Genomic DNA, 19443 nt, shown 5'->3' on the forward strand with positions numbered 1-19443 from the left:
GATCATCCTTCTTCGCGGTGGTTGGAGTGCCGGGCTTCGAGGAACGCATCCAGCGTGCGCCAGCGGTGGTTTCGTGCAGCGAGTTCGATCTCAAGCGGGTCGGCGTCGGCGCGGATCAGTTCGAGGATCTGAGAGTGCTCCTCGACGGAGTGCTGCGCGCGCCCTGGCACGAATGAGAAAGTCGTGTCGCGGATGCCGGAGAGCCGACCCCAACCGCGGTGGACCAGGTCGAGGATGTGCGGGTTCGGGCACGGTTCGTAGAGCACAGAGTGGAACTGCTGATTGAGCTGAGTGAAGCGGTGGGCGTCGAAATGCTCGAGCAGCTTCAGCATCCGCTCGTTGATCTCAGCGGCGCGGTCAAGGGCGACGCCGTCGAGGAGCGGAGCCGACAGGGCCGTCGCCGCGCCCTCGACGAGACCGAGCGTCTGCATCGTGTGTGCGTACTCGCTCTCGTTCACCAGCGAGACGTGCGCGCCGACATTGCGCTCGAACGTCACCAGACCCTCGGCTTCAAGTCGCCGGATCGCCTCGCGCACCGGGACGACGCTCATGCTCAGATCGCGCGCGATCGAACCCAGCACCAGGCGGTACCCGGGGCCGTACTCGTGCGAGCCGATGCGCTTCCGGATCCAGACATACGCCTGTTCGGACTTGCTCGCCTCGCGGACCGATGCGCTCATGCGTCGCCCTTGGGCTCTTGAGCCTGGTGAGCGACGAACTTCGCTCGCCACTCGGCGTTCATGGGGAACAGCCCATCGACGGCGTGCCCGGCCGCGACCTGCTCGGCGATCCAGGTGTCTTCGTCTTCTTGCGCGAGGGTGGCGTCAACGACTTCTTCCACAAGGTTCGCCGGAATCACGATCACGCCGTCGCCATCGCCCACGATGATGTCGCCCGGCTGCACCGTCGCGCCGCCGCAGGCGATGGTGACATCGAAGTCCCATGGCACGTGCCTGCGTCCGAGTACGGAGGGGTGAGCGCCCCGTGAGAACACCGGCAGGCCGATCTCGGCGACGGCGTCGAAGTCGCGCACGCCGCCATCGGTGACGACGCCCGCGGCTCCGCGGGTCTTCGCACGCAGGGCGAGGATGTCGCCGAGGGTGCCGGTGCCCGACTCTCCGCGCGCTTCGATGACGATGATCTCGCCCTCGTCCACCGCATCGAACGCGCGCTTCTGCGCGTTGTAGCCTCCGCCGTGCGTCTTGAAGAGGTCTTCGCGCGCTGGCACGAAACGCAGAGTCTTCGCCGTGCCGACGATCTTGGTCCCGGCGATGTTCGCCGTGACGCCGTCGATGAAGCAGGAGTGCAGACCGCGCTTGCGCAGCTGGCTGGAGAGCCCGGCGGTCGGGGCTTCGAGCAGCTTCGCACGCAGCGCAGGAGTGAGCGCGGCTTCGGCCTTCTCTGAGAGTCCGGCGGCCGCGCGCGAACCCCATGCTTCTTCGCGCTGCAGATCGTCGACGGCGGGCATCGAGCCCAGTGCGCTGTCAAACGGAACTTCCCCCTGGGTGACAGTGGTGCGCAGACGTCCGGAAGAGGGGGCGCCGGCAGCATCCGGAGCATCGACCTCGACCTCGACCACGTCGCCGGGCTCGATCACGCTGGATCCGGCCGGGGTGCCGGTGAGGATGACGTCGCCGGTCTCGAGCGTGAAGTGCTGAGACAGGTCGGCGACGAGCTGGGGGAGCGAGAAGAGGAGGTCGGCCGTGGTGTCGTCCTGTGCCAGGTCGCCGTTCACCCAGGCGCGCACGCGGAGTGCTGCGGGGTCGACCGATGCGGCGTCGATGAGCTCCGGCCCGAGGGGCGTGTAGCCGTCGCGACCCTTGGAGCGCACGTTCGAGCCCTTGTCGTTCGCGCGCAGATCGTAGAGCCCGAGGTCGTTGCTCGCGGTGACGTATGCCACGTGCGACCAGGCGTCGGCCAGCGAGACATGACGTGCCGGGGTGCCGATGACGAGCGCGATCTCCCCCTCGAAGGCGAGCAGTTCGGTACCGGCGGGGCGCTCGATTGTGCTGCCTGTGGCGGCGATAGAGCTGCTCGGCTTGAAGAAATACGAGGGAGCCGCGGGGCGTCGACCTCGCTGTTCTGCGCGTGACGGGTAGCTGAGGTGGATCGCGATGATCTTGCCAGGTCGAGGTAACTCGGTCACAGGGGCGCCTCCTCGCGCTCGGTTCACACATGTGCAGAGGATCCTGCGGACAGGGGTTGTGCGCCTGTCTTGTGCGTCGTATTTGAAATCGTATATGATCGTCGAACCGGTGGCAAGCAGGTCACCCGACGAAGATGTCAAAGGAGCATGATGAGCGATCAGCCCGACCCGTCCAGGGCCGCACACGCATCGGCCGGGTTCACCCCGACCGGAACCATTGCCAATCCCCACGACCGCCGCCGCGTCGTCGTTGCCACAGTGATCGGAACCACGGTCGAGTGGTACGACTTCTTCATCTACGCCTTCGCTGCGGCGACCGTCTTCGCGACGCTCTTCTTCGAGCCGATGGGCTCGGAATTCGCACAGATCGTCTCGTTCTTCACTGTCGGTGTGAGCTTCTTGTTCCGCCCCCTCGGCGCGTTCCTGGCCGGCCACTTCGGCGACAAGATCGGCCGTCGCCCGATGCTCGTGCTGACGCTGCTGCTGATGGGTGTAGCCACGACGCTCGTCGGCCTGCTGCCCACGCACGCCGCGATCGGCATCTGGGCCCCGATCCTGCTGATCCTGCTGCGCGTCATCCAGGGCATCTCGGCGGGCGGTGAATGGGGCGGCGCCGTGCTGATGGCCGTCGAGCACGCACCTAAGACCAAGCGCGGTGTCTTCGGCGCCTCTCCGCAGATCGGCGTGCCGATCGGCTTGCTGCTCGCGTCGATGATGCTCGCGCTGATGGCGCAGATCGCTCCCGGCGATGCCTTCCTCGAGTGGGGCTGGCGCGTTCCGTTCTTGCTGTCGATCGCCCTCATCGGAGTGGGCTACTGGGTGCGTCGTCGTGTGTCGGAGAGCCCCGTCTTCACCGAGATCGCCGAGCGCAAGGAAGAGAGCCGGATGCCGATCGTCCAGCTGCTGCGCAACCACCTGCCGCTGGTGATCGTCGCCGCTCTGGTGTTCTCGGGCAACAACGCGGTCGGTTACATGACGACGGGCGGCTACATGCAGCGCTACGCCACCGCCGTGCCAGGGCCGATCGAGCTCGACACGTCGGCGGTGTTCTGGGTCGTGGCGCTGTCGGGCGTGACCTGGCTCATCTCCACGTGGTTCGGCGGCTGGGTGTCTGACCGCTGGGGTAGGCGCAACACCTACATCGTGGGCTGGATCCTGCAGCTGGTCGGTGTATTCCTGCTGTTCCCGCTGACGAACGTCGGAACCGTGCCGTCGCTCGCGGCCGCGCTGGTGATCCTCACGGTGGGTCTCGGCCTCACGTATGGCCCGCAGGCGGCGCTGTATTCGGAGCTGTTCCCGGCATCCATCCGGTTCTCCGGAGTGTCGATCTCGTACGCGATCGGTGCGATCCTCGGTGGTGCGTTCTCGCCCATGATCGCGCAGGCGATCTTCCAGGCGACGGGTTCGACGATGGGCATCACCTGGTACCTCGCGGGAATGACCATCATCGGCCTCATCGCCACGCTCCTGCTGCGTGATCGCACTGGCATCCCGCTGGGGCCGGAGCATGAGGCCGAGCAAGCGAAGAGCCCGATCTACGGCCTGTCGAAGGCCTGACGCCACTCGACCCAGCAAGCGAAGGGGCCCTGCGCGAGAATCGATCTCGCGCAGGGCCCTCTTGCTTGCGGCGGGTCAACCGTTGATCACCTGCGGAACCGCCAGCGACTTCAATCCGTCGACGCCGAACTCGAGTCCATAGCCGGACTTCTTCACGCCGCCGAATGGGATGAGCGGGTGCACGCCGCCGTGCGAGTTGATCCACACGGTGCCCGCTTCCAGGCGCGCCGCAACGTCGCGTGCGCGGTCGCGGTCGCCCGACCACACTGAAGCGCCCAGCCCGACATCCAGCGAGTTGGCCATCGCCACAGCTTCGTCGATGTCGCTGTACCGCACGATCGGCAGAGCCGGGCCGAACTGCTCTTCGACGACCAGCGCGTTATCGGCAGGCAGGTCAGCGATCAGCGTGGTCGGGTAGAAGTTTCCGGCGGCGTCACGATCGGGCTCCCCGCCGAGCACGACGCGGCCGCCATCGGCCTTCGCCGCCTCGACCAGACGATCGACGACATCCCACTGCATCCGGTTCTGCAGCGGACCGAGCACGTTGTTCTCGTCGGTGCCGATGCCCATCGGCATCGCCGATGCGACTCCACGCAGAGCCTCGACCACCTGGTCGTACACATCGTCGTGCACGTACAGGCGCTTGAGAGCCGCGCAGGTCTGGCCGGTGTTGATGAAGGCACCCCAGAACAGATCCTCGGCGATTGCAACCGGGTCGACGTCCGGGAGCACGATGCCCGCGTCGTTCCCGCCGAGCTCGAGGGTGAGGCGGGTGATGGTGTCTGCCGAACCCGCGATGATCTTCTGGCCGGTGCTGGTCGACCCGGTGAACATGATCTTGCCGAACGCCGGATCGGCGACCATCGCCGCTCCCAGCTCCCCGTCGCCGCAGATCGCCTGCAGGACGCCTTCCGGCAGCACTTCATTCATCACAGCGATGAGGCCCAGGCCGCTCAGCGGCGTGTGCTCGCTCGGCTTCGCCACGACGGCGTTGCCCATGCGCAGAGCCGGCGCGATCTGCCAGATGGCGATCATCATCGGCCAGTTCCACGGTGTGATCGCCGCGACAAGGCCGATCGGACGGTAGTGCAGCTCGGCATAGTCGGTGCCGTCATCGACGACGACCTCGACGGGCAGGTCGGTTGCGGCAGTCGCGCGCAGCCAGGCAGCGCACGCACCGACCTCGAAGCGTGCGTTCGGGCCGTTCAGCGGCTTGCCCTGTTCGCGCGAGAGCAGCAATGCAAGCGGCTCGGCGGCGGCCTCGATGGCATCGGCGACGCGCATGAGCATGTCGCGTCGTGCCTGGTCGCTCAACGCGGCCCAGCCGGGCTGCGCTTCTTGTGCGGCGGTGATGGCTTCGGTCAGCGCTGCTGCGTCGTGCACGGGTGCGGTGCCGATGCGCTCGCCGGTCGCCGGGTCGAGCACGTCCCGAGTCGGGCCGTCGCTTGGCATGATCGCTGCGAGCAGCTCGTCGTAGCTGTTCATCGATTTTCTCCTTGTGTGAGGGTCTGCGGAAAAGTTGAAAGACAAGCGGCGCGCGTCTGGCTGGGCGAGCAGCCGAACTCGGCGCGGTAGGCGCGGCTGAAATGCGCGGCGTCGGTGAATCCGCACTCGACGGCCACGCTCATCACCGACTGCCGGGTGTGCGTCGGGTCTGCGAGCCTCGCTCGGGCGCGTTCGAGGCGTCGCGTGCGCACCCGTGTCGCCACGCTCATGCCGTGTTCTCTGAACAGCCCATGCAGCAATCGTGACGAGACGAAATGTGCGGCAGCGATGCGGGCCGGATCGAGGTGCGGAGAGGAGAGGTGGTCGTCGATGTACTGCAGCGCGGCGGTGAACAACTCGCGGCGCGGGTCATCGGGGCCGGCAGTGATGGCCAGGCGCTCGGCCAGAACTGTCGCGACCAGGTCGACGGTGTTTCGGGCCAGGCGTGTGCCGGTGCTCCCGGTGACAGCCTCAGGATGCTGCGCGAGTGCGTAGAGGTACGGCAGCAGCAGCGTCGCCGCACCCCGTTCTTCATGCAGTCCGCTTGCCGTGAGTTCTGCGACGGACGTGGCGGGCAGATCCAGCATCCGCGAGGGGAACATCAGCACGAGCGAGCGGAAGTCGCCATCGAAGGCCAAAGAATAGGGGCGGGCGGTGTCGTACAGCGTCAGGGCGCCAGGCTGCAGCACGACCTCGCGGTTGCCCTGCACCAGCAAGCCGTTTCCGGCCAAGTGCAGGCCGACCTTGAAGTAGCCGCCGGGTCGAGCTGCGATAAGCGCGGGAGTGCGTTCGACCATGTGCTCTGCAGCCTCGACGACCGACACATGCAGGTCTGTCGAATCGGCATGACGGATGGCGCCGCGAAATCGCGTCTCACGCACAGAGGTCACACGCAACGGGACGAACGACTGGTTGACCGCAGCTCGGAACTGCGGGAAATCGAGCACCGGGGTTGCGCGGGGGGTCAGGACAGCCATGGCGTCACCGTGCCCGCAGCTCATTGATCAGACCGCGTGCGGTGGTGATGCCGGTTTCGATGGCGCCGTCGACGACAACGCCGTTCCACCCCGTTGCCCAGTCGGCTCCGGCGAAGCGAAGCCGAGTGTCTGTGCCGCGGAAGAGGCTCCAGCCCTCGAGGAACTGTCCGGAACGTGGTGTCGCCCAGGTCTGGCCGGACCAGCGGTCCGCCGCCCAGTCGTGGCCGGTGCACTCGAGCACTTCGAGGTCGGGCCGCCAGCGGTTCAGGAGCTCCTGCACTTGAGTCTTGTCATCGAGATCGATGGCGGTGTGATCGGGGCCGAAGCCGACCATGATCGTCGTGTCGTCCTCGAGGAAGTACTCGCTCCGAACCAGCGCGAGAGGGTTGCCCGTGGGGGCGTACGCGATCAGTGAGTGGTGTCCGCGGATCTTGATCCAGATCTTGAAGCCGGTGCAGTTGAAGCCCTTCTCCACCACCGACTGCGCAGGCGCCGGCAGCGCGGGGCTGAACTCGATCGAGCCGAGGGCACCCAGCGGAGCGGTGACGATCACGGCATCCGATTCGACGACGGTTCCGTCCGCAAGCGTGACTCGCGCGCCGTCGGAGTCGTGCTCGACGGCGCTGACTGGCGTAGAGAGCTGGACGGGCGCGCGGAGATCCGCAGCGATCCCCTCATAGATTCCGCGCATGCCGTTCTCGAGCTTGAACCGGAGCGTCTGCTCGTCGAGCAACGACAGTCGATGGTCGCTCAGTGAGGCCCAGTGCTTGGCCATCAGTGGAGAGGCCGTGCGGGTGTAGCCGTTGTACCCTGCCGACCAGTAGGCATCGGCGAGGTCGATTTCCTCTTGGCTGAACGAGCCATCGCGCAGAACGTCGAGTACACCGCCCTTGTCGGCCGCCCGGAACCGCTCGACGAGTGCGGAGTCATCACCGTCGAGGATGTGCAGCGGGTCGTGCGGGAACGGGAAGAAGTCGCGGGAGTCCTCGAAGATGCGCTCTTGCGGGCGAATGAGCTTCTCGTCGAGATCAGCCTCGCTGCCGTGGTGGACCTCGCCGCCGCTGAGCCAGTACGCATCGTCGGCGACGGGGCTCGAGTAGATGCGCTGACCGTACCGGGTGATCTCGGTCCAGATGAACGGCTGCATCCAGTGCACCCAGGTGGCCCCCATCTCGAGGGTGTGGCCGAGACGGTCCTCGGTCCACGCGCGGCCTCCGATGCGATCGCGCGCTTCGTAGATGGTCACGTCGATGCCGCTCGCTTCGAGCTCGCGCGCTGCGACGAGCCCGGAGAAGCCTGCTCCGACGATGGTCACTCGTGGTCTGGTCGAGTCATGCATGGACAGCCGCCTTTGGTCGTGTTCCAAGTGGCCACGAGCGTATGACTATCCAAATGGATAGTCAAGCGGGATGCGAGGCTTCGCGCACGAGACGACGGATGCGCGTGAGCACGCGATCGATGTCGTCGCCGCCGCCGAGCGTCAACTGCTTCAGGACGATTCCATCGAGGGCGAACCAGATCGCCTGCATGAGTTCTTCGTCCTCGACGCCCAAGCGCCGCAGCCGCTCGTACGTCGCGTCGCGGTACGTCTCGTAGTAGCGCTCGACGTGGGGTCGCAGCTCTGGCCGCCGGCGTGATTCGAGCAGCAGCTCGTACTGGAACGCCTGCACATCGGTGCTGCGCGAGGCTATGGACTCGAGACCGGAGGCGAAGTCGTCAGCGTCTTCGATGTCGTCGTGCATGCTCGATTCGCGCAGGCTGTCCTCGATAGCGAACTCCAGCGCAGCGGCGATCAGCTGATCGCGGGTACCGAAATGATGTCGGACCAGCCCGTGCGACACTCCGGCGCGACCCGCCACCGCGCGGTAGGTGAGGGCACGCAGCCCCTCATTGGCGACGATGGCGATGGTGGCCTGCAGCAGCGCTTCGCGGCCCGGTGAGCTGGTCATTCGAGTAGGTTACGCGGCGCTGCGCACCTGGCTCGCCGGCGACGCCGCTGACACGCGCTGGTGACGGGCTGTGCGCTGTTCGTCAAGCACTGTGCATGATCCGACAACTCTGGTTCGCGACTGGCGAGCATGATGGTCAGCACCCGGCATGCACTCTACGACCATTGGAGTTCCTATGAGCGCCACCACCGACCCATCCGTCGGCACCCGCAAGAAGCTCGGTGTCGCATCGATCACGGTGATGATCATCGCGGCATCGGCGCCGCTGACTGTCATCGCTGGCGGTGCGACCACCGCGTTCTCCGTCACCGGCTCCGACGCTGTCCCGATTGGATACGTCGTATTGGCGCTCGCGCTGGCGATCTTCGCCGTCGGCTACGCAGCGATGAGCAGGTTCGTCACGAACGCGGGAGCCTTCTACGCCTATGCCGCGCAGGGCCTGGGTCGGCCCTTCGGCGTCGGTGCTTCATTGATCGCTCTCGTCGCGTACAACTGCATGCAGGTCGGAATCTACGGCATGTTCGGTTTTCAAGTTTCGATGCTGCTGACCGAGAAGCTCGGCTGGGATGTGCCCTGGTGGGTGCCGGTTCTGGTCTGCATCGCCATCGTCGGCGTCATGGGGGTGAATCGAGTCGATCTCTCGGCGAAAGTGCTGGGTGTCATCGTGCTCCTCGAGTTCGCCGTCGTGCTCATCTTCGACATCACGGCGTTCGCGAACCCTGCCGAGGGGTTCACCGCGCAGCCGATCTCACCTGCAGCTCTGTTCACCCCCGGAATCGGTGCGGTCCTCGTGTTCGGGATCGCGGCCTTCATGGGATTCGAATCCGGGGCGATCTACGGCGAAGAGGCGAAGGATCCCAAGCGCACCGTCGCCCGCGCGACCTTCAGCGCTGTGCTCATCATCGGCGCTTTCTACGCGCTCTCATCGTGGGCTCTGGCTCTTGCGATCGGCACGGAGAAGATCACCGGTGGCGGCATCACCCCCGACGAAGCCGGCCCGCCGCTGTTCTTCGACTTCATCGCACAGCGCATCGGCGTGCTATTTGTCGACATCACCTCGCTGCTGTTCATCACCAGCCTGTTCGCCGCGCTGGTCGCGTTTCACAACGCCGTCGCGCGTTACATCTTCTCCCTCGCCCGTGAACAGGTGCTTCCGCGTCAGCTCTCGGCAGTGCGCAACGATCACGGAGCTCCATGGGCGGGATCTCTCACTCAGACCGTTCTGGCCGCGGTCGTCATCGCGCTGTTCGCCATCGCGGGGGCGGGGTCCGAGTTGGGTCCGCTGTTCCCCGTCGTCACCCTCTTCTCATGGCTGACCAACACCGGAGCGCTGGGGCTCGTGCTGCTGATGGTGGTCGTCGCCGTGGCTGTGATCGGCTTCTTCCGTCGTGATGCACGCGGGGTGGGAATCGGCTCCAGGCTCATCGCGCCGCTGGTTTCGGTCGTCGTGCTGCTGCTGGTGTTCGTACTGATCCTGGCGAACTTCAACGTGCTGCTGGATCAGGCTGAGCCCGATCTGACGACCTTCGTCCTGCCGGCTCTGGTCATCGTGCCCGGCTTCATCGGAGTGGCCTGGGGTGTATGGCTCCGCCGTGCGAAGCCTGCCGTATACGCCCGGATCGGACACGGGGCAGAGCATCCGATCGAGGCCCCCGTCACGACGCGCTGATCATCGACCGAGGCTCCGTCTACCGGGCGGGGCCTCGACTCAGCCGCCGAGGGCCTCGCGGATCGCCGCGGCCGAATGCAGGAGACGCTGGGCGATCTCGGCATCCGGCACGGGCGACGCCACACGGATGACCGCGAGAGCCGCTGGGCGCCGACCGCGCAAGGCGAGTGGCACGGCCACCGACTGCACGGTCGGGATCACTTCGTCGTGGCTGGTGGCGTAACCGCGCCGCCGCACTTCGGCCACCTCGTCGGCGAGGCGCGACGGAGCGTGCGTCGGCCATTGCTCCGTGGGCATCAGCGAGAGGATGGCCTTGCCGGGGGCTCCCACCGTGACCGGATGCCGTGCGCCTGGGCGCTGCGCGACATTCGCGATGGTGTGCCGCGGTTCGACACTGCTGAGCGTGATGCATTCGTCTGCGTCGAGAACCGCCAGGAATGTCGTCAGAGCAAGTTCATTCGCCACGGCAGTGAGTTCGGGGAGGGCTGCTGCCTGCAGGTCGTGGGCTACCCCGGCCGCGAGCGCCGCCATGCGCGGGCCGAGCGCGACCAGCCCATTCGCTTCGCGTACGGCGAGACGGTGGTCCTCGAGGGTGCGCAGCAGTCGGTAGGCGATCGACCGGTGCACCTCGAGGCGGGCGGCGATCTCGTCGATCGTCAGCGGTTCGTCGGCGAGGATCTCCAGAATGCGGATGCCGCGGCTGAGGGTCTGTGAGGCGGGTACCGACATGCGTGCTCCTCGATGCTCCTTGTGAGTATGGCTCAGGTCGTATACGATCTGTTCAATAGTAGAACACAGCGTTCGATTATAGAACAACTGTTTCGACTCCCGCTTGACGATGACGTCCCGGAAGGACCCGATGATGCAGTTCCACCACCACGGCTACGTGTCCCAGGACCCGCGGGTGCTTCCCGCAGAGGGAATCGGAAGCGACCGTTCTGTCGATCTGCCCGACGAGATCGACGTCCTGATCGTCGGGTCGGGCCCGGCCGGCATGCTGCTCGCCGCCCAGATGTCGCAGTATCCGGGGGTGAACACTCGCATCATCGAGAAGCGCGAGGGTCGGCTCGTGCTGGGCCAGGCCGACGGCATTCAGCCGCGCAGCGTCGAGACCTTCCAGGCGTTCGGATTCGCCCCGCGGATCATCGCCGAGGCGTACAACATCGGCTGGATGAACTTCTGGGGTCCCGATCCCGACAACGTCAACAACATCATCCGCACCGCGCGCACCGCCGACTACGCCTACGACATCTGCGAGTTCCCGCACCTGATCGTGAACCAGGCGCGCGTGCTCGACTACTTCGCGGAGGCCGCTCTGAACGGCCCAGGGCGCATCGTCCCGGACTACGGGGTGGAGTTCCTCGGGCTCACCGTGCATGACGAGGGCGAGTATCCGGTCGAGGTGCGGGTGCGCGACTCATCCGGTGAGCGCACGGTGCGCGCGAAGTACGTGGCCGGCTGCGACGGTGCGCGCAGCGGTGTGCGCGAGGCCATCGGCCGCAAGCACGTCGGCGGCAAGTCGGCGCATGCATGGGGCGTCATGGACGTGCTCGTCAACACCGACTTTCCGGACTGGCGAACCAAATGCGCGATCAACGCCGAGGCGGGGAACATTCTGCACATCCCTCGCGAGGGCGGGTATCTCAGCCGGATGTACATCGATCTCGGGGCGGTCGCCGATGACGACGACCACCGGGTTCGGCAGACGCCGATCGAGGAGATCATCCGCCGGGCGAACGAGATCATGCACCCGTATTCGATCGATGTGAAGAACGTGGCCTGGCACAGCGTCTACGAGGTCGGCCACCGGGTCACCGACGGCTTCGATGACGTGATCGACGGGTCGGGGCGCACGCCGCGCGTGTTCCTCACCGGTGATGCTTGTCACACGCACAGTGCGAAGGCCGGGCAGGGCATGAACGTGTCGATGCAGGATGGCTTCAACCTCGGCTGGAAGCTCGGCTCGGTGCTCACCGGTCGCAGTTCTGAGGCTCTGCTGGCGACTTACGGCGCGGAGCGCAAGCCGGTGGCGCAGCAGCTCATCGACTTCGACCGGGAGTGGTCGAGCCTGATGGCGCGCAAGCCGGAGGAGATCTCGGACCCGCAGGAACTCGCCACGTATTATCTGGCGACGGCTGAGTTCCCCTCGGGCTTCATGACGCAGTACACGTCGTCGATGATCACCGGCACGGACGCGCACCAGGCGCTGGCTGTCGGCTTCCCGCTGGGCAAAAGGTTCAAATCAGCTGAGGTTATTCGCATCTGCGACGGCAATGTTATCCACCTCGGACACCATGCCAAGGCAGATGGCCGCTGGCGCGTCTACGCCTTCGGTGATCGCGATGGGTCAGCACTCGACGCGTGGGCAGCGCGGGCCGCGGACGTGTTCGCGCGGTTCACGCCGGCGGATGCCGATGTCGACGCGGTCTTCGATGTGAAGGCGATCTACCAGCAGCCGTTCGAGGAGTGCGAAGTCACATCGGTGCCCGAGCTGTTCCAGCCGAAGACCGGGCCTTTCGGGTTGACCGATTGGGAGAAGGCGTACTCGGCGGGGCCCAGCAAATGGACCGAGACCGACATCTTCGAGGCGCGTGAGCTGTCGCGTGACGGCGTCGTCATCGTGGTCCGCCCGGATCAGTACGTGGCGGGGATCTTCCCGCTGGATGCCGTCGACGAGCTCGGGGACTTCCTCGCGAGCGCGCTGCTGCCGGCCTGATCGGCATGCCGCCGCCGGACTGGCCGTAGTGCGGCTGTCGGCACGGATCAGAACGGCGCGCGTGCCACGGTCTCGATGGGGCCTTCAATGTCTGCGGCGTGTGCTTCGGAACGCGCCGCGATGTCGGCGAAGGTGACGTGCGCGGCTGTACCCGGTGGCCGATCGACATGTCGACGCCCTGTTGGACTGGTCCATTCCAGCACTCCGCCACCGAGCTGCTTGACCTTCCACGGCGTGTGGTGCTTGGTCACGTGGTGCCGCCGACAGGTGCCGGCGAGATTCTCGACATCCGTCGCTCCGCCATGCGCATGGTCGACAGTGTGATCGTCGTCGCATTTGCGCGCGATGATCCCGCAACCCGGGAACCGGCACCGTCTATCGCGCGCTCGGAGATGTCGGCGCATCTCCTCACTGGGGCGGTAACGGTCTACAGACAGCACTGCACCGCTGACGGGGTCGGTCATCACGCGATCCCACCCCGGCGCGTTCCCTGCCAGAATCCGCGCTGTCTCGGGATCGACCGGACCGATGCCCTCCAACTGTGCCGGCGGTTCGCCTGCTCCGGCGCGAGTGAGCGTCGTTACCGGAATGGTGACTTCGACGAAGCCCTGAATCGATCCGAGCAGTCCTGCCAGCGTGTCGTGCCCCGATGGGACACCGGAAAGAAGCAGATCAGCGGCGAGATCAGCTCGAATCTCGTTCAGCACGCGCTCGTCGAGCGCTGATTCGGCGCCGGCCAGATCTGCGGCCGCGCTGCCAGTCATGCCGCTCTTCTGGGCGCGTGCCTTCTGTGCTCTGGCCGTCTGGTCGTTTTCGGTCTTGACCGCATGACTCATCTGAGTGATGCGCTCGAAGATCCCGTGGATGATCGCGGATGGCCCTGTGACGCACAGCTGGCTCTGCCCGTCTTCTAGATCGCGCACCCATGCGGCGCGTCTCATGCGGGCTTGGTCGCTGCGCTCTTGGAACGACACTTCGCGATAATGCTCCGACAGGCGCTTCGCGAACGGGCGCAGCCGGTTCGGGGAATCGGTGCCGGCCTTGTCGAGCACGGCTTCTTCGAAGGCTGCTCGGCGCGCGGCATCCGTGATCTCCGCACCCGCCTCGGTGATCACGCGCACATGCGCGGGCGAGATGCGCCCTCGCTGGAACGCGGCTGCCGTCGCCGGGAAGTTCTGCAGCAGCTGGAAGGAATCGCCCATCTGCCGCTCGAGCGTGCGGTCGGACACGCGAAGCGCCGAGCCGAGCTCCGTGGCGACCGCCCGGTGGGCCATCTCGCGGGAGCGGACGTCTTCGATCTGCGGGTCATCGTCGGCGATGCGGTGGGCGGTCGCCAGCAACGATGCCCGCAGCGACTGAAGCTGGTTCAACGTCTGATCGAGCGCGACCAGCGTGCTCACGACATCACTCAGCAGCTCTTGCCGGGGAGGTGCCGTGGGCATCGTTTCGGTCATGAATCCATCAAAACAGCACCCTCTGACATTCGAACAAAGATTCCATCGAAACGCTCGACCTCAGGTTGAACCCAGTTCCATGCCGCACGGCAAACCCGCGCAGCGCACCCGCACATGACATCTGTCATGCGCAACGCATGACACCGGCATCCGGCACCCACTGGCCTGGGCGGTCAGGCTGGAAGCATGCACATCGCAACAGCTTCCCGCACTCAGGCTCCGCCGTCGTCGCGAACGGATGCCGTCATCGACCTGCGCGGCGTCCGGCGCCACTTCGGCTCCGGTGAACACCGAGTCCAGGCGGTTGACCTCGTCGACCTCACCATCGGCCGCGGCGAGGTCGTCGCGCTGCTCGGGCCGAACGGCGCGGGCAAGACGACCACCCTCGACGTGCTCCTCGGCCTCACCGACCCGAGTGAAGGCACGGTGCAGGTGCTCGGCGATCGACCAATCCGCGCGGCGAAGAGCGGTGCCATCGCCGGCGTCCTGCAGACCGGCGGACTGCTCTCCGACCTCACCGTCGGCGAGACGGTGCGGCTGATCGCTTCGCTGCATGGCCCCGCCTGCCTCGCGCGCGTTCCCGACGTGCTGCAGCGCACCGACCTCGAGCATCTGGCGCGACGGCGCGTCTCGAAGTGCTCCGGCGGTGAGCAGCAGCGCGTGAAGTTCGCCCTCGCGCTCGTCGCCGATCCGGAGATCCTCGTGCTCGACGAGCCGACCGCCGGCATGGACGTCACCGCCCGGCGCCGGTTCTGGGACGTCATGCGGGCGGATGCCGACGCCGGCCGTACCATTCTGTTCGCCACTCACTATCTCGAGGAGGCAGAGCAGTTCGCGCGTCGCACGGTGGTCATGCATCACGGTCGCATCGTCGCCGATGCGCCGACCGCGCAGTTGCGGGCGAGTCTCGGTGCGCGCTCTGTCGCAGCCACGCTGCCCGCCGATGCGGACGCCCTGCTGAGCACACTGCGCGGCAACGCTCAGATCGCCGAAGTGCGGGTGGATGCCGGTCGGCTCAGCCTCCGCGCCGCCGATTCGGATGCTGTCGCCCGCATCCTGCTCGCCGCCGGCGCCCACGATCTGGAGATCGCCGCGCCCACCCTCGAAACCGCATTCACCGCCCTGACGGAAGACTGACCCATGATGATCTCGCAGACGATGCTTCGCATCGAAGGGGTGCGCCAGTTGCGCAACCCGTACACGCTCGCCTTCACCCTCGCCATGCCGGTGCTGATGTACCTGCTGTTCGGCGCTTCTGCGTCGTACGGCACGCTCTCTGCCGGTCACGGCAACGTGTCGTTCTACGTGATGATCTCGATGGCCGCCTATGGCACCGCGGTGGCGATGAGTTCGCTCACGTCGCTGGCGGCCGTCGAGTCGAAGCAGGGCTGGGGTCGACAGCTCGCGATGACCCCGCTGACGACCGCCGGCTACGCGATGACGAAGCTCATCACCGCTGTTTCCTTCGCCGCGCTCGCCCTGATCGTCGTCTTCGCCGCCGGGCTGATGACCGGTGCGACCGCTGAAAACGGGTGGCGGTGGGCTGCTGCCGCCGGCATCATTCTCGCCGCGGGGCTGGTCTACGGTCTGTACGGTCTCGGCGTCGGGCTCTTCTTCAACTCCGACTCCGCCGCCGCGCTGGCCTCGATCTCGATGACGTTCTTCGCGTTCTTCGGGAACGTGTTCATCCCGCTGGACGGTGTCATGCTCGACATCGCGCGCTTCACACCGCTGTACGGATTCGTCGCGCTGAGCCGCTGGCCCCTCACCGATGGCGTACTGACAACCGGACAGAGCGACGCGCTGTGGATGGTGCTGCTGAACCTCGTCGTCTGGATGCTGGTCTTCGCCACGCTGGTGTTCGTCGGAGTGAAGCGCTCGCGCTCACGTCAGTAGGTTGGAACCATGACCCGCAACGACGTGCCGAGCGCCCGAGCGGCTGAGACCCGGCCGACGGCCGCCCAGAAGAATCCCTGGGAGCGGTTCGGATGGCTGATGGCCGTGATCTGGCTGGTATTCCTCGTCTATCCGATCATCGCGCTGATCGGTTCCGAAGCGTCGATCATCTGGATCGTGATCGGCTGGGCCGCGCTGGTCGCCTTCGTGCTGCTTTACGTAGTCGGGTTTCTGCGCGGGATGCGCGGTGGCGGTGGACTCGGACGACCGCCCATCCGTGGCCAGTGGCTCTTCTTCTCAGGCCTGATCGCCTGCGCTCTGATCTCGGTGCCGGCCGAGGGCGGGTCGGCGCTGAGCTACCTGCCGTTCATCATGTCGTTCGCCTCCTATGGACTGACCAGGCTGGCGCACTGGATCACGACGGTCGGCGCGATCGTGCTCACCGGCCTGTGCGTTCTGCTGCTCCCCGGTGGCAGTGAGAACCTCAGCGTCCTCGCGATCGTCATCATGCTGGGCGTGGTCAATACGGTATCGACCTGGCTGATCATCCGTTCGGCAGAGGCGGAGCGACTGGGCCTTGAACTGGCGACGAGCGAGGGGCGAGAGACCGTCGCTCGTGACGTGCACGACCTGATCGGCCATTCCCTGACCGTCGTGCAGCTCAAGGCGCAGTTGGCCAGGCGGCTGATCGACTCCGATCCGCAGCGGGCGAAGGCAGAGCTGGCCGACATCGAATCGCTCACTGCCGAGGCGATCGCCGGGGTGCGGGTGACCGTGTCAGGCGCCCGAGCGACCACGCTGATCGAGCAGCTCGCGTCGTGTCGGGATGCGCTGCACGCGGGAGACGTCGCGCTGCGGGTCGACGGCGAGCCGTCTGCGCTGTCACCGGTGCAAGCGCTGACAGCAAGTTGGATCCTGCGCGAGGCCACGACCAACGTGCTGCGACATGCGGAGGCGAGCGCGGTCGAGGTGACGATCGCCCCCGGTCTGCTGGCGGTCGAAGACAACGGTCGCGGGCCGGGCGACGGGGACGGGAATGGCGTGCGAGGAATGCGCGAGCGCGCGGCTGCAGCCGGCGCGGCGCTGGAGTTCGGCGCAAGAGCCGGCGCCGGCACTCGGGTGGAGGTGAGGTGGTGAGCATCCGTCTGGTCATCGCCGACGATCAGGCGCTTGTGCGCGGGGCGCTCGCCGCGCTGCTGGAGCTGGAAGACGACCTCGAGATCGTCGGCACTGCGGCCGACGGCGCCCAGGCCGTGCGCGTGGTGCGCGAGACCTCACCGGATGTCTGCCTGATGGATATCCAGATGCCCGACGTCGACGGCATCGAAGCGACGCGGATGCTGCGCGAGGCCAGCAGCGCCACCCGCATCCTCATCGTGACGACTTTCGCTCGCCCCGGCTATCTGCGGGCGGCGCTGGATGCCGGCGCCAGCGGTTTCATCGTAAAGGACACTCCCGCGGAGAAACTAGCCGAGGCGGTGCGCCGCGTGCACTCCGGGCTGCGCGTGCTCGACCACGCCCTCGCTGAAGCGAGCCTGTTCGAGGGCGCGAACCCGCTGAGCGAGCGAGAACAGCAGGTGCTGCGGCTGGCGGCGGATGGTCGGTCGGCAGGCGCGATCGCCGCGGAGGTCTTCCTGTCAGCGGGCACCGTACGCAACCACCTGTCGTCAGCCATCGGCAAGACGGGCGCGGCAAATCGTGCTCAGGCGGTGCGCTTCGCGCAGGACAAGGGGTGGATCTGACCGCAGGGGCGGTGTGCAGCGCTCCGGTCAGGAGTTCACGCGGATGATCTCCTCCTGGTACGGCGCGATCACCGCGCCGGAGATGCGCAGATCGAGCACGAGGAAGCGTCGTGCAGCCGGGTCTTCCGCCGTCCACGTGCGCAGGCGGTCGAGATCGTCGAGGGTGCGCACGACGACGCCCTCGGCGCCGACAGCACTGGCGAAGCCTGCGAAGTCGACCTCGGGGATCAGCATCGGGCCTTCGGCAAGACCCTTCAGCCCGTACAGGTTCACCTCTGCGCCGTAGGCGGCGTCGTTCCACACGACCGCGCAGCCATGACCGCTCGCCGCGCGAACGGCGGATTCGAGGTCGGAGATCGCCATCAGCCCGCCGCCATCACCCGATGTCAGCACGACGGTGGCCTCGGGGCGTGCGCGTGTCGCGCCGACGACGCTCGGCCAGCCCTGGCCGATCGATTGGAAGGCGGTGCCGATCATCATCATGCGGTCAGGTGAAGCCACCGGCCAGTACATGTTCGCCCAGCCGATGAAGTGCCCGCCATCCGAGACGACGACGCGATCCTCGGGCAGCAGCTCGGCCAGGCGACGCGCCGCCGAGCGCGGGTCCAGACGCCCATCGGGTGCGAGTTCGTCGCCCTCGGCGTAGGCGCGAGCGGATGCCACATCCACGCTCTCGCGCCACCGGGCGTGCGCTTCGCACGGAGATGTGCGCTCCGCGCGGAAGGAATCGGCCGAATCATCCGCGGCCGGCGTACTTTCCCGCGCCGAGCGCGCGGAGGCAGGGGAGGTGGCGGATGCTGTCAGACGCTCGACCAGGGCGGATGCCACGACCCGGGCATCTCCGCGCACGAAGCCGCCGACATGCGCGTGCGTCGCCGCCGCGCCGATATCGACCTGGAACACTCGCGTACCGGGGGAGAACAGCTCGCCGAAGCGCATCGTGAACTGGTTGAGCGACGCTCCGAACACCACGGCGACGTCGGCTTCGCGGATCAGCTCCATCGCGCCTTCGGCGCCGAACCCGCCGGTCACGCCCAGGTCGTAGCGACCGTCCGGGAAAATACCGCGACCGAGTGCGGTCGAGGCAGTGACGGCTCCAGTGGCATCCGCCAGCTCTCCCAGCGCATCGGCAGCGCCTGCGAGCCAGGCACCGCGCCCCGCGAGCAGGAATGGCCGTTCGGCGGTGCGCAGTGCGTCAGCGATCTCGTCGAGCATGCCTTCGGCGAATTCTCCGCGAGGTGCGAGTGGTGCCGGGATCCGCGGAGCGGGCGCGGCAGCGACGGGGCCTGCTTCGAGAGCCGCGACGTCATAGGGGATCGCGAGCACCACGGGCACCCGATAGGTGAGTGCGTGCTCGATGGCGATGACAGTGGTGGCGGCAGCATCCGCCCGCCCGGTCGTGTACGTGCGCGCACCGACGGCGGATGCGAGGGCGACCTGGTCGACGTCCCACGGACGCGGCCCGGAGGTGGGCTCGTCGCCGACGACGAGCACCAGCGGAACATGCGCCTGCACGGCCTCGGCGAGCGAGGTGAGCGTGTTCGTGAAACCGGCGCCATACGTCGACGTGGCGGCGGCGATCCGGCCGGAGGCGCGGAAGTGCGCGTCGGCGGCGACGACCGCGCCCTGTTCGTGGCGGACGGCGGTGAACTCTGCAGACGTCTGCGTCTCGATCGCGTCGAGGAAGTAAGCGTTTCCGTTGCCCATGACCCCGAAGACATGGTCGATGTGCTGGGAGAGGGTGAGGGCGACATGAGCGGACACGGTGGGCATGGAGAGGCCTTTCGACAGAACGGAGAGATCCGTATGTGTCTCGCGCCTCACGCGTCATAGAGGAGAGCTTCGTGCCCCT

Annotated in this window: 16 protein-coding genes; 7 read left to right on the forward strand and 9 right to left on the reverse strand. The window is 66.8% G+C overall.

Annotation, left to right across the window (positions count from 1 at the left end; translation table 11 throughout):
* Window positions 1–2: 2 nt before the first annotated feature.
* Both FM104_RS05895 and FM104_RS05900 read right to left on the reverse strand, forming a co-directional pair.
* Window positions 3–680 (reverse strand): GntR family transcriptional regulator, encoded by a 678-nt coding sequence (locus tag FM104_RS05895; RefSeq protein ID WP_087130526.1) that lies wholly within the window; start codon window positions 678–680, stop codon window positions 3–5.
* The gene (locus tag FM104_RS05900; RefSeq protein ID WP_087130527.1) at window positions 677–2146 is read right to left on the reverse strand and encodes a fumarylacetoacetate hydrolase family protein; all 1470 of its coding nucleotides are present in this window, start codon (window positions 2144–2146) and stop codon (window positions 677–679) included. Before FM104_RS05900 ends, FM104_RS05895 begins: the two co-directional genes overlap by 4 nt.
* Before the next feature lie 150 nt (window positions 2147–2296).
* On the opposite strand from FM104_RS05900, the gene FM104_RS05905 reads away from it, so the two are divergent.
* Complete coding sequence (locus FM104_RS05905; RefSeq protein ID WP_087130528.1) at window positions 2297–3703, forward strand: MFS transporter; 1407 nt, start codon at window positions 2297–2299, stop codon at window positions 3701–3703.
* A 75-nt stretch (window positions 3704–3778) separates the two neighbouring features.
* On the opposite strand, the gene FM104_RS05910 is transcribed toward FM104_RS05905, so the two are convergent.
* The 4 genes from FM104_RS05910 to FM104_RS05925 all read right to left on the reverse strand — a co-directional run bounded on the left by FM104_RS05910 (window position 3779) and on the right by FM104_RS05925 (window position 8114).
* Window positions 3779–5188 (reverse strand): aldehyde dehydrogenase family protein, encoded by a 1410-nt coding sequence (locus FM104_RS05910; protein ID WP_087130529.1) that lies wholly within the window; start codon window positions 5186–5188, stop codon window positions 3779–3781.
* Window positions 5185–6165, reverse strand: a complete 981-nt coding sequence (locus FM104_RS05915; protein WP_179206691.1) for an AraC-like ligand-binding domain-containing protein — start codon at window positions 6163–6165, stop codon at window positions 5185–5187. Before FM104_RS05915 ends, FM104_RS05910 begins: the two co-directional genes overlap by 4 nt.
* 4 nt (window positions 6166–6169) lie before the next feature.
* The gene (locus FM104_RS05920; protein WP_087130531.1) at window positions 6170–7504 is read right to left on the reverse strand and encodes an NAD(P)/FAD-dependent oxidoreductase; all 1335 of its coding nucleotides are present in this window, start codon (window positions 7502–7504) and stop codon (window positions 6170–6172) included.
* Window positions 7505–7565: 61 nt separating this feature from the next.
* A complete protein-coding gene (locus tag FM104_RS05925) occupies window positions 7566–8114 on the reverse strand; it encodes a TetR/AcrR family transcriptional regulator (RefSeq protein ID WP_087130532.1) in 549 nt (182 codons plus the stop codon).
* A gap of 175 nt (window positions 8115–8289) precedes the next feature.
* Between FM104_RS05925 and FM104_RS05930 the strand changes: the two genes are divergently transcribed.
* A complete protein-coding gene (locus tag FM104_RS05930; protein ID WP_256971539.1) occupies window positions 8290–9783 on the forward strand; it encodes an APC family permease in 1494 nt (497 codons plus the stop codon).
* Between the two features lie 39 nt (window positions 9784–9822).
* Here the strand turns inward: FM104_RS05930 and FM104_RS05935 are convergent, their stop codons facing one another.
* Entirely contained in the window at window positions 9823–10512 is a 690-nt protein-coding gene (locus FM104_RS05935; RefSeq protein WP_087130533.1) for an IclR family transcriptional regulator, read from the reverse strand.
* Window positions 10513–10645: 133 nt separating this feature from the next.
* Here FM104_RS05935 and FM104_RS05940 point away from each other — a divergent pair, with 133 nt between their 5' ends.
* A complete protein-coding gene (locus FM104_RS05940) occupies window positions 10646–12499 on the forward strand; it encodes an FAD-dependent monooxygenase (protein WP_087131125.1) in 1854 nt (617 codons plus the stop codon).
* A 47-nt stretch (window positions 12500–12546) separates the two neighbouring features.
* On the opposite strand, the gene FM104_RS05945 is transcribed toward FM104_RS05940, so the two are convergent.
* A complete protein-coding gene (locus FM104_RS05945; RefSeq protein ID WP_087130534.1) occupies window positions 12547–13953 on the reverse strand; it encodes an HNH endonuclease signature motif containing protein in 1407 nt (468 codons plus the stop codon).
* A gap of 186 nt (window positions 13954–14139) precedes the next feature.
* Here FM104_RS05945 and FM104_RS05950 point away from each other — a divergent pair, with 186 nt between their 5' ends.
* The 4 genes from FM104_RS05950 to FM104_RS05965 are packed head-to-tail and all read left to right on the forward strand — an operon-like array spanning window position 14140 to window position 17591.
* Window positions 14140–15090 carry an ABC transporter ATP-binding protein gene (locus FM104_RS05950; RefSeq protein WP_087130535.1) on the forward strand — a complete coding sequence of 317 codons (951 nt, stop codon included), beginning with the start codon at window positions 14140–14142 and terminating at the stop codon, window positions 15088–15090.
* Between the two features lie 3 nt (window positions 15091–15093).
* A complete protein-coding gene (locus tag FM104_RS05955) occupies window positions 15094–15849 on the forward strand; it encodes an ABC transporter permease (protein ID WP_087130536.1) in 756 nt (251 codons plus the stop codon).
* Between the two features lie 9 nt (window positions 15850–15858).
* Entirely contained in the window at window positions 15859–16986 is a 1128-nt protein-coding gene (locus FM104_RS05960; RefSeq protein ID WP_087130537.1) for a sensor histidine kinase, read from the forward strand.
* A complete protein-coding gene (locus FM104_RS05965; RefSeq protein WP_218778557.1) occupies window positions 16980–17591 on the forward strand; it encodes a response regulator in 612 nt (203 codons plus the stop codon). Before FM104_RS05960 ends, FM104_RS05965 begins: the two co-directional genes overlap by 7 nt.
* 27 nt (window positions 17592–17618) lie before the next feature.
* Here FM104_RS05965 and FM104_RS05970 read toward each other — a convergent pair whose 3' ends face one another.
* Window positions 17619–19364, reverse strand: coding sequence for a thiamine pyrophosphate-binding protein (locus tag FM104_RS05970; protein ID WP_087130538.1), 1746 nt, complete (start codon window positions 19362–19364; stop codon window positions 17619–17621).
* Window positions 19365–19443 lie beyond the last annotated feature (79 nt).

The sequence above is a fragment of the Microbacterium esteraromaticum genome (assembly GCF_900163815.1).
GTDB lineage: Bacteria > Actinomycetota > Actinomycetes > Actinomycetales > Microbacteriaceae > Microbacterium > Microbacterium esteraromaticum_B.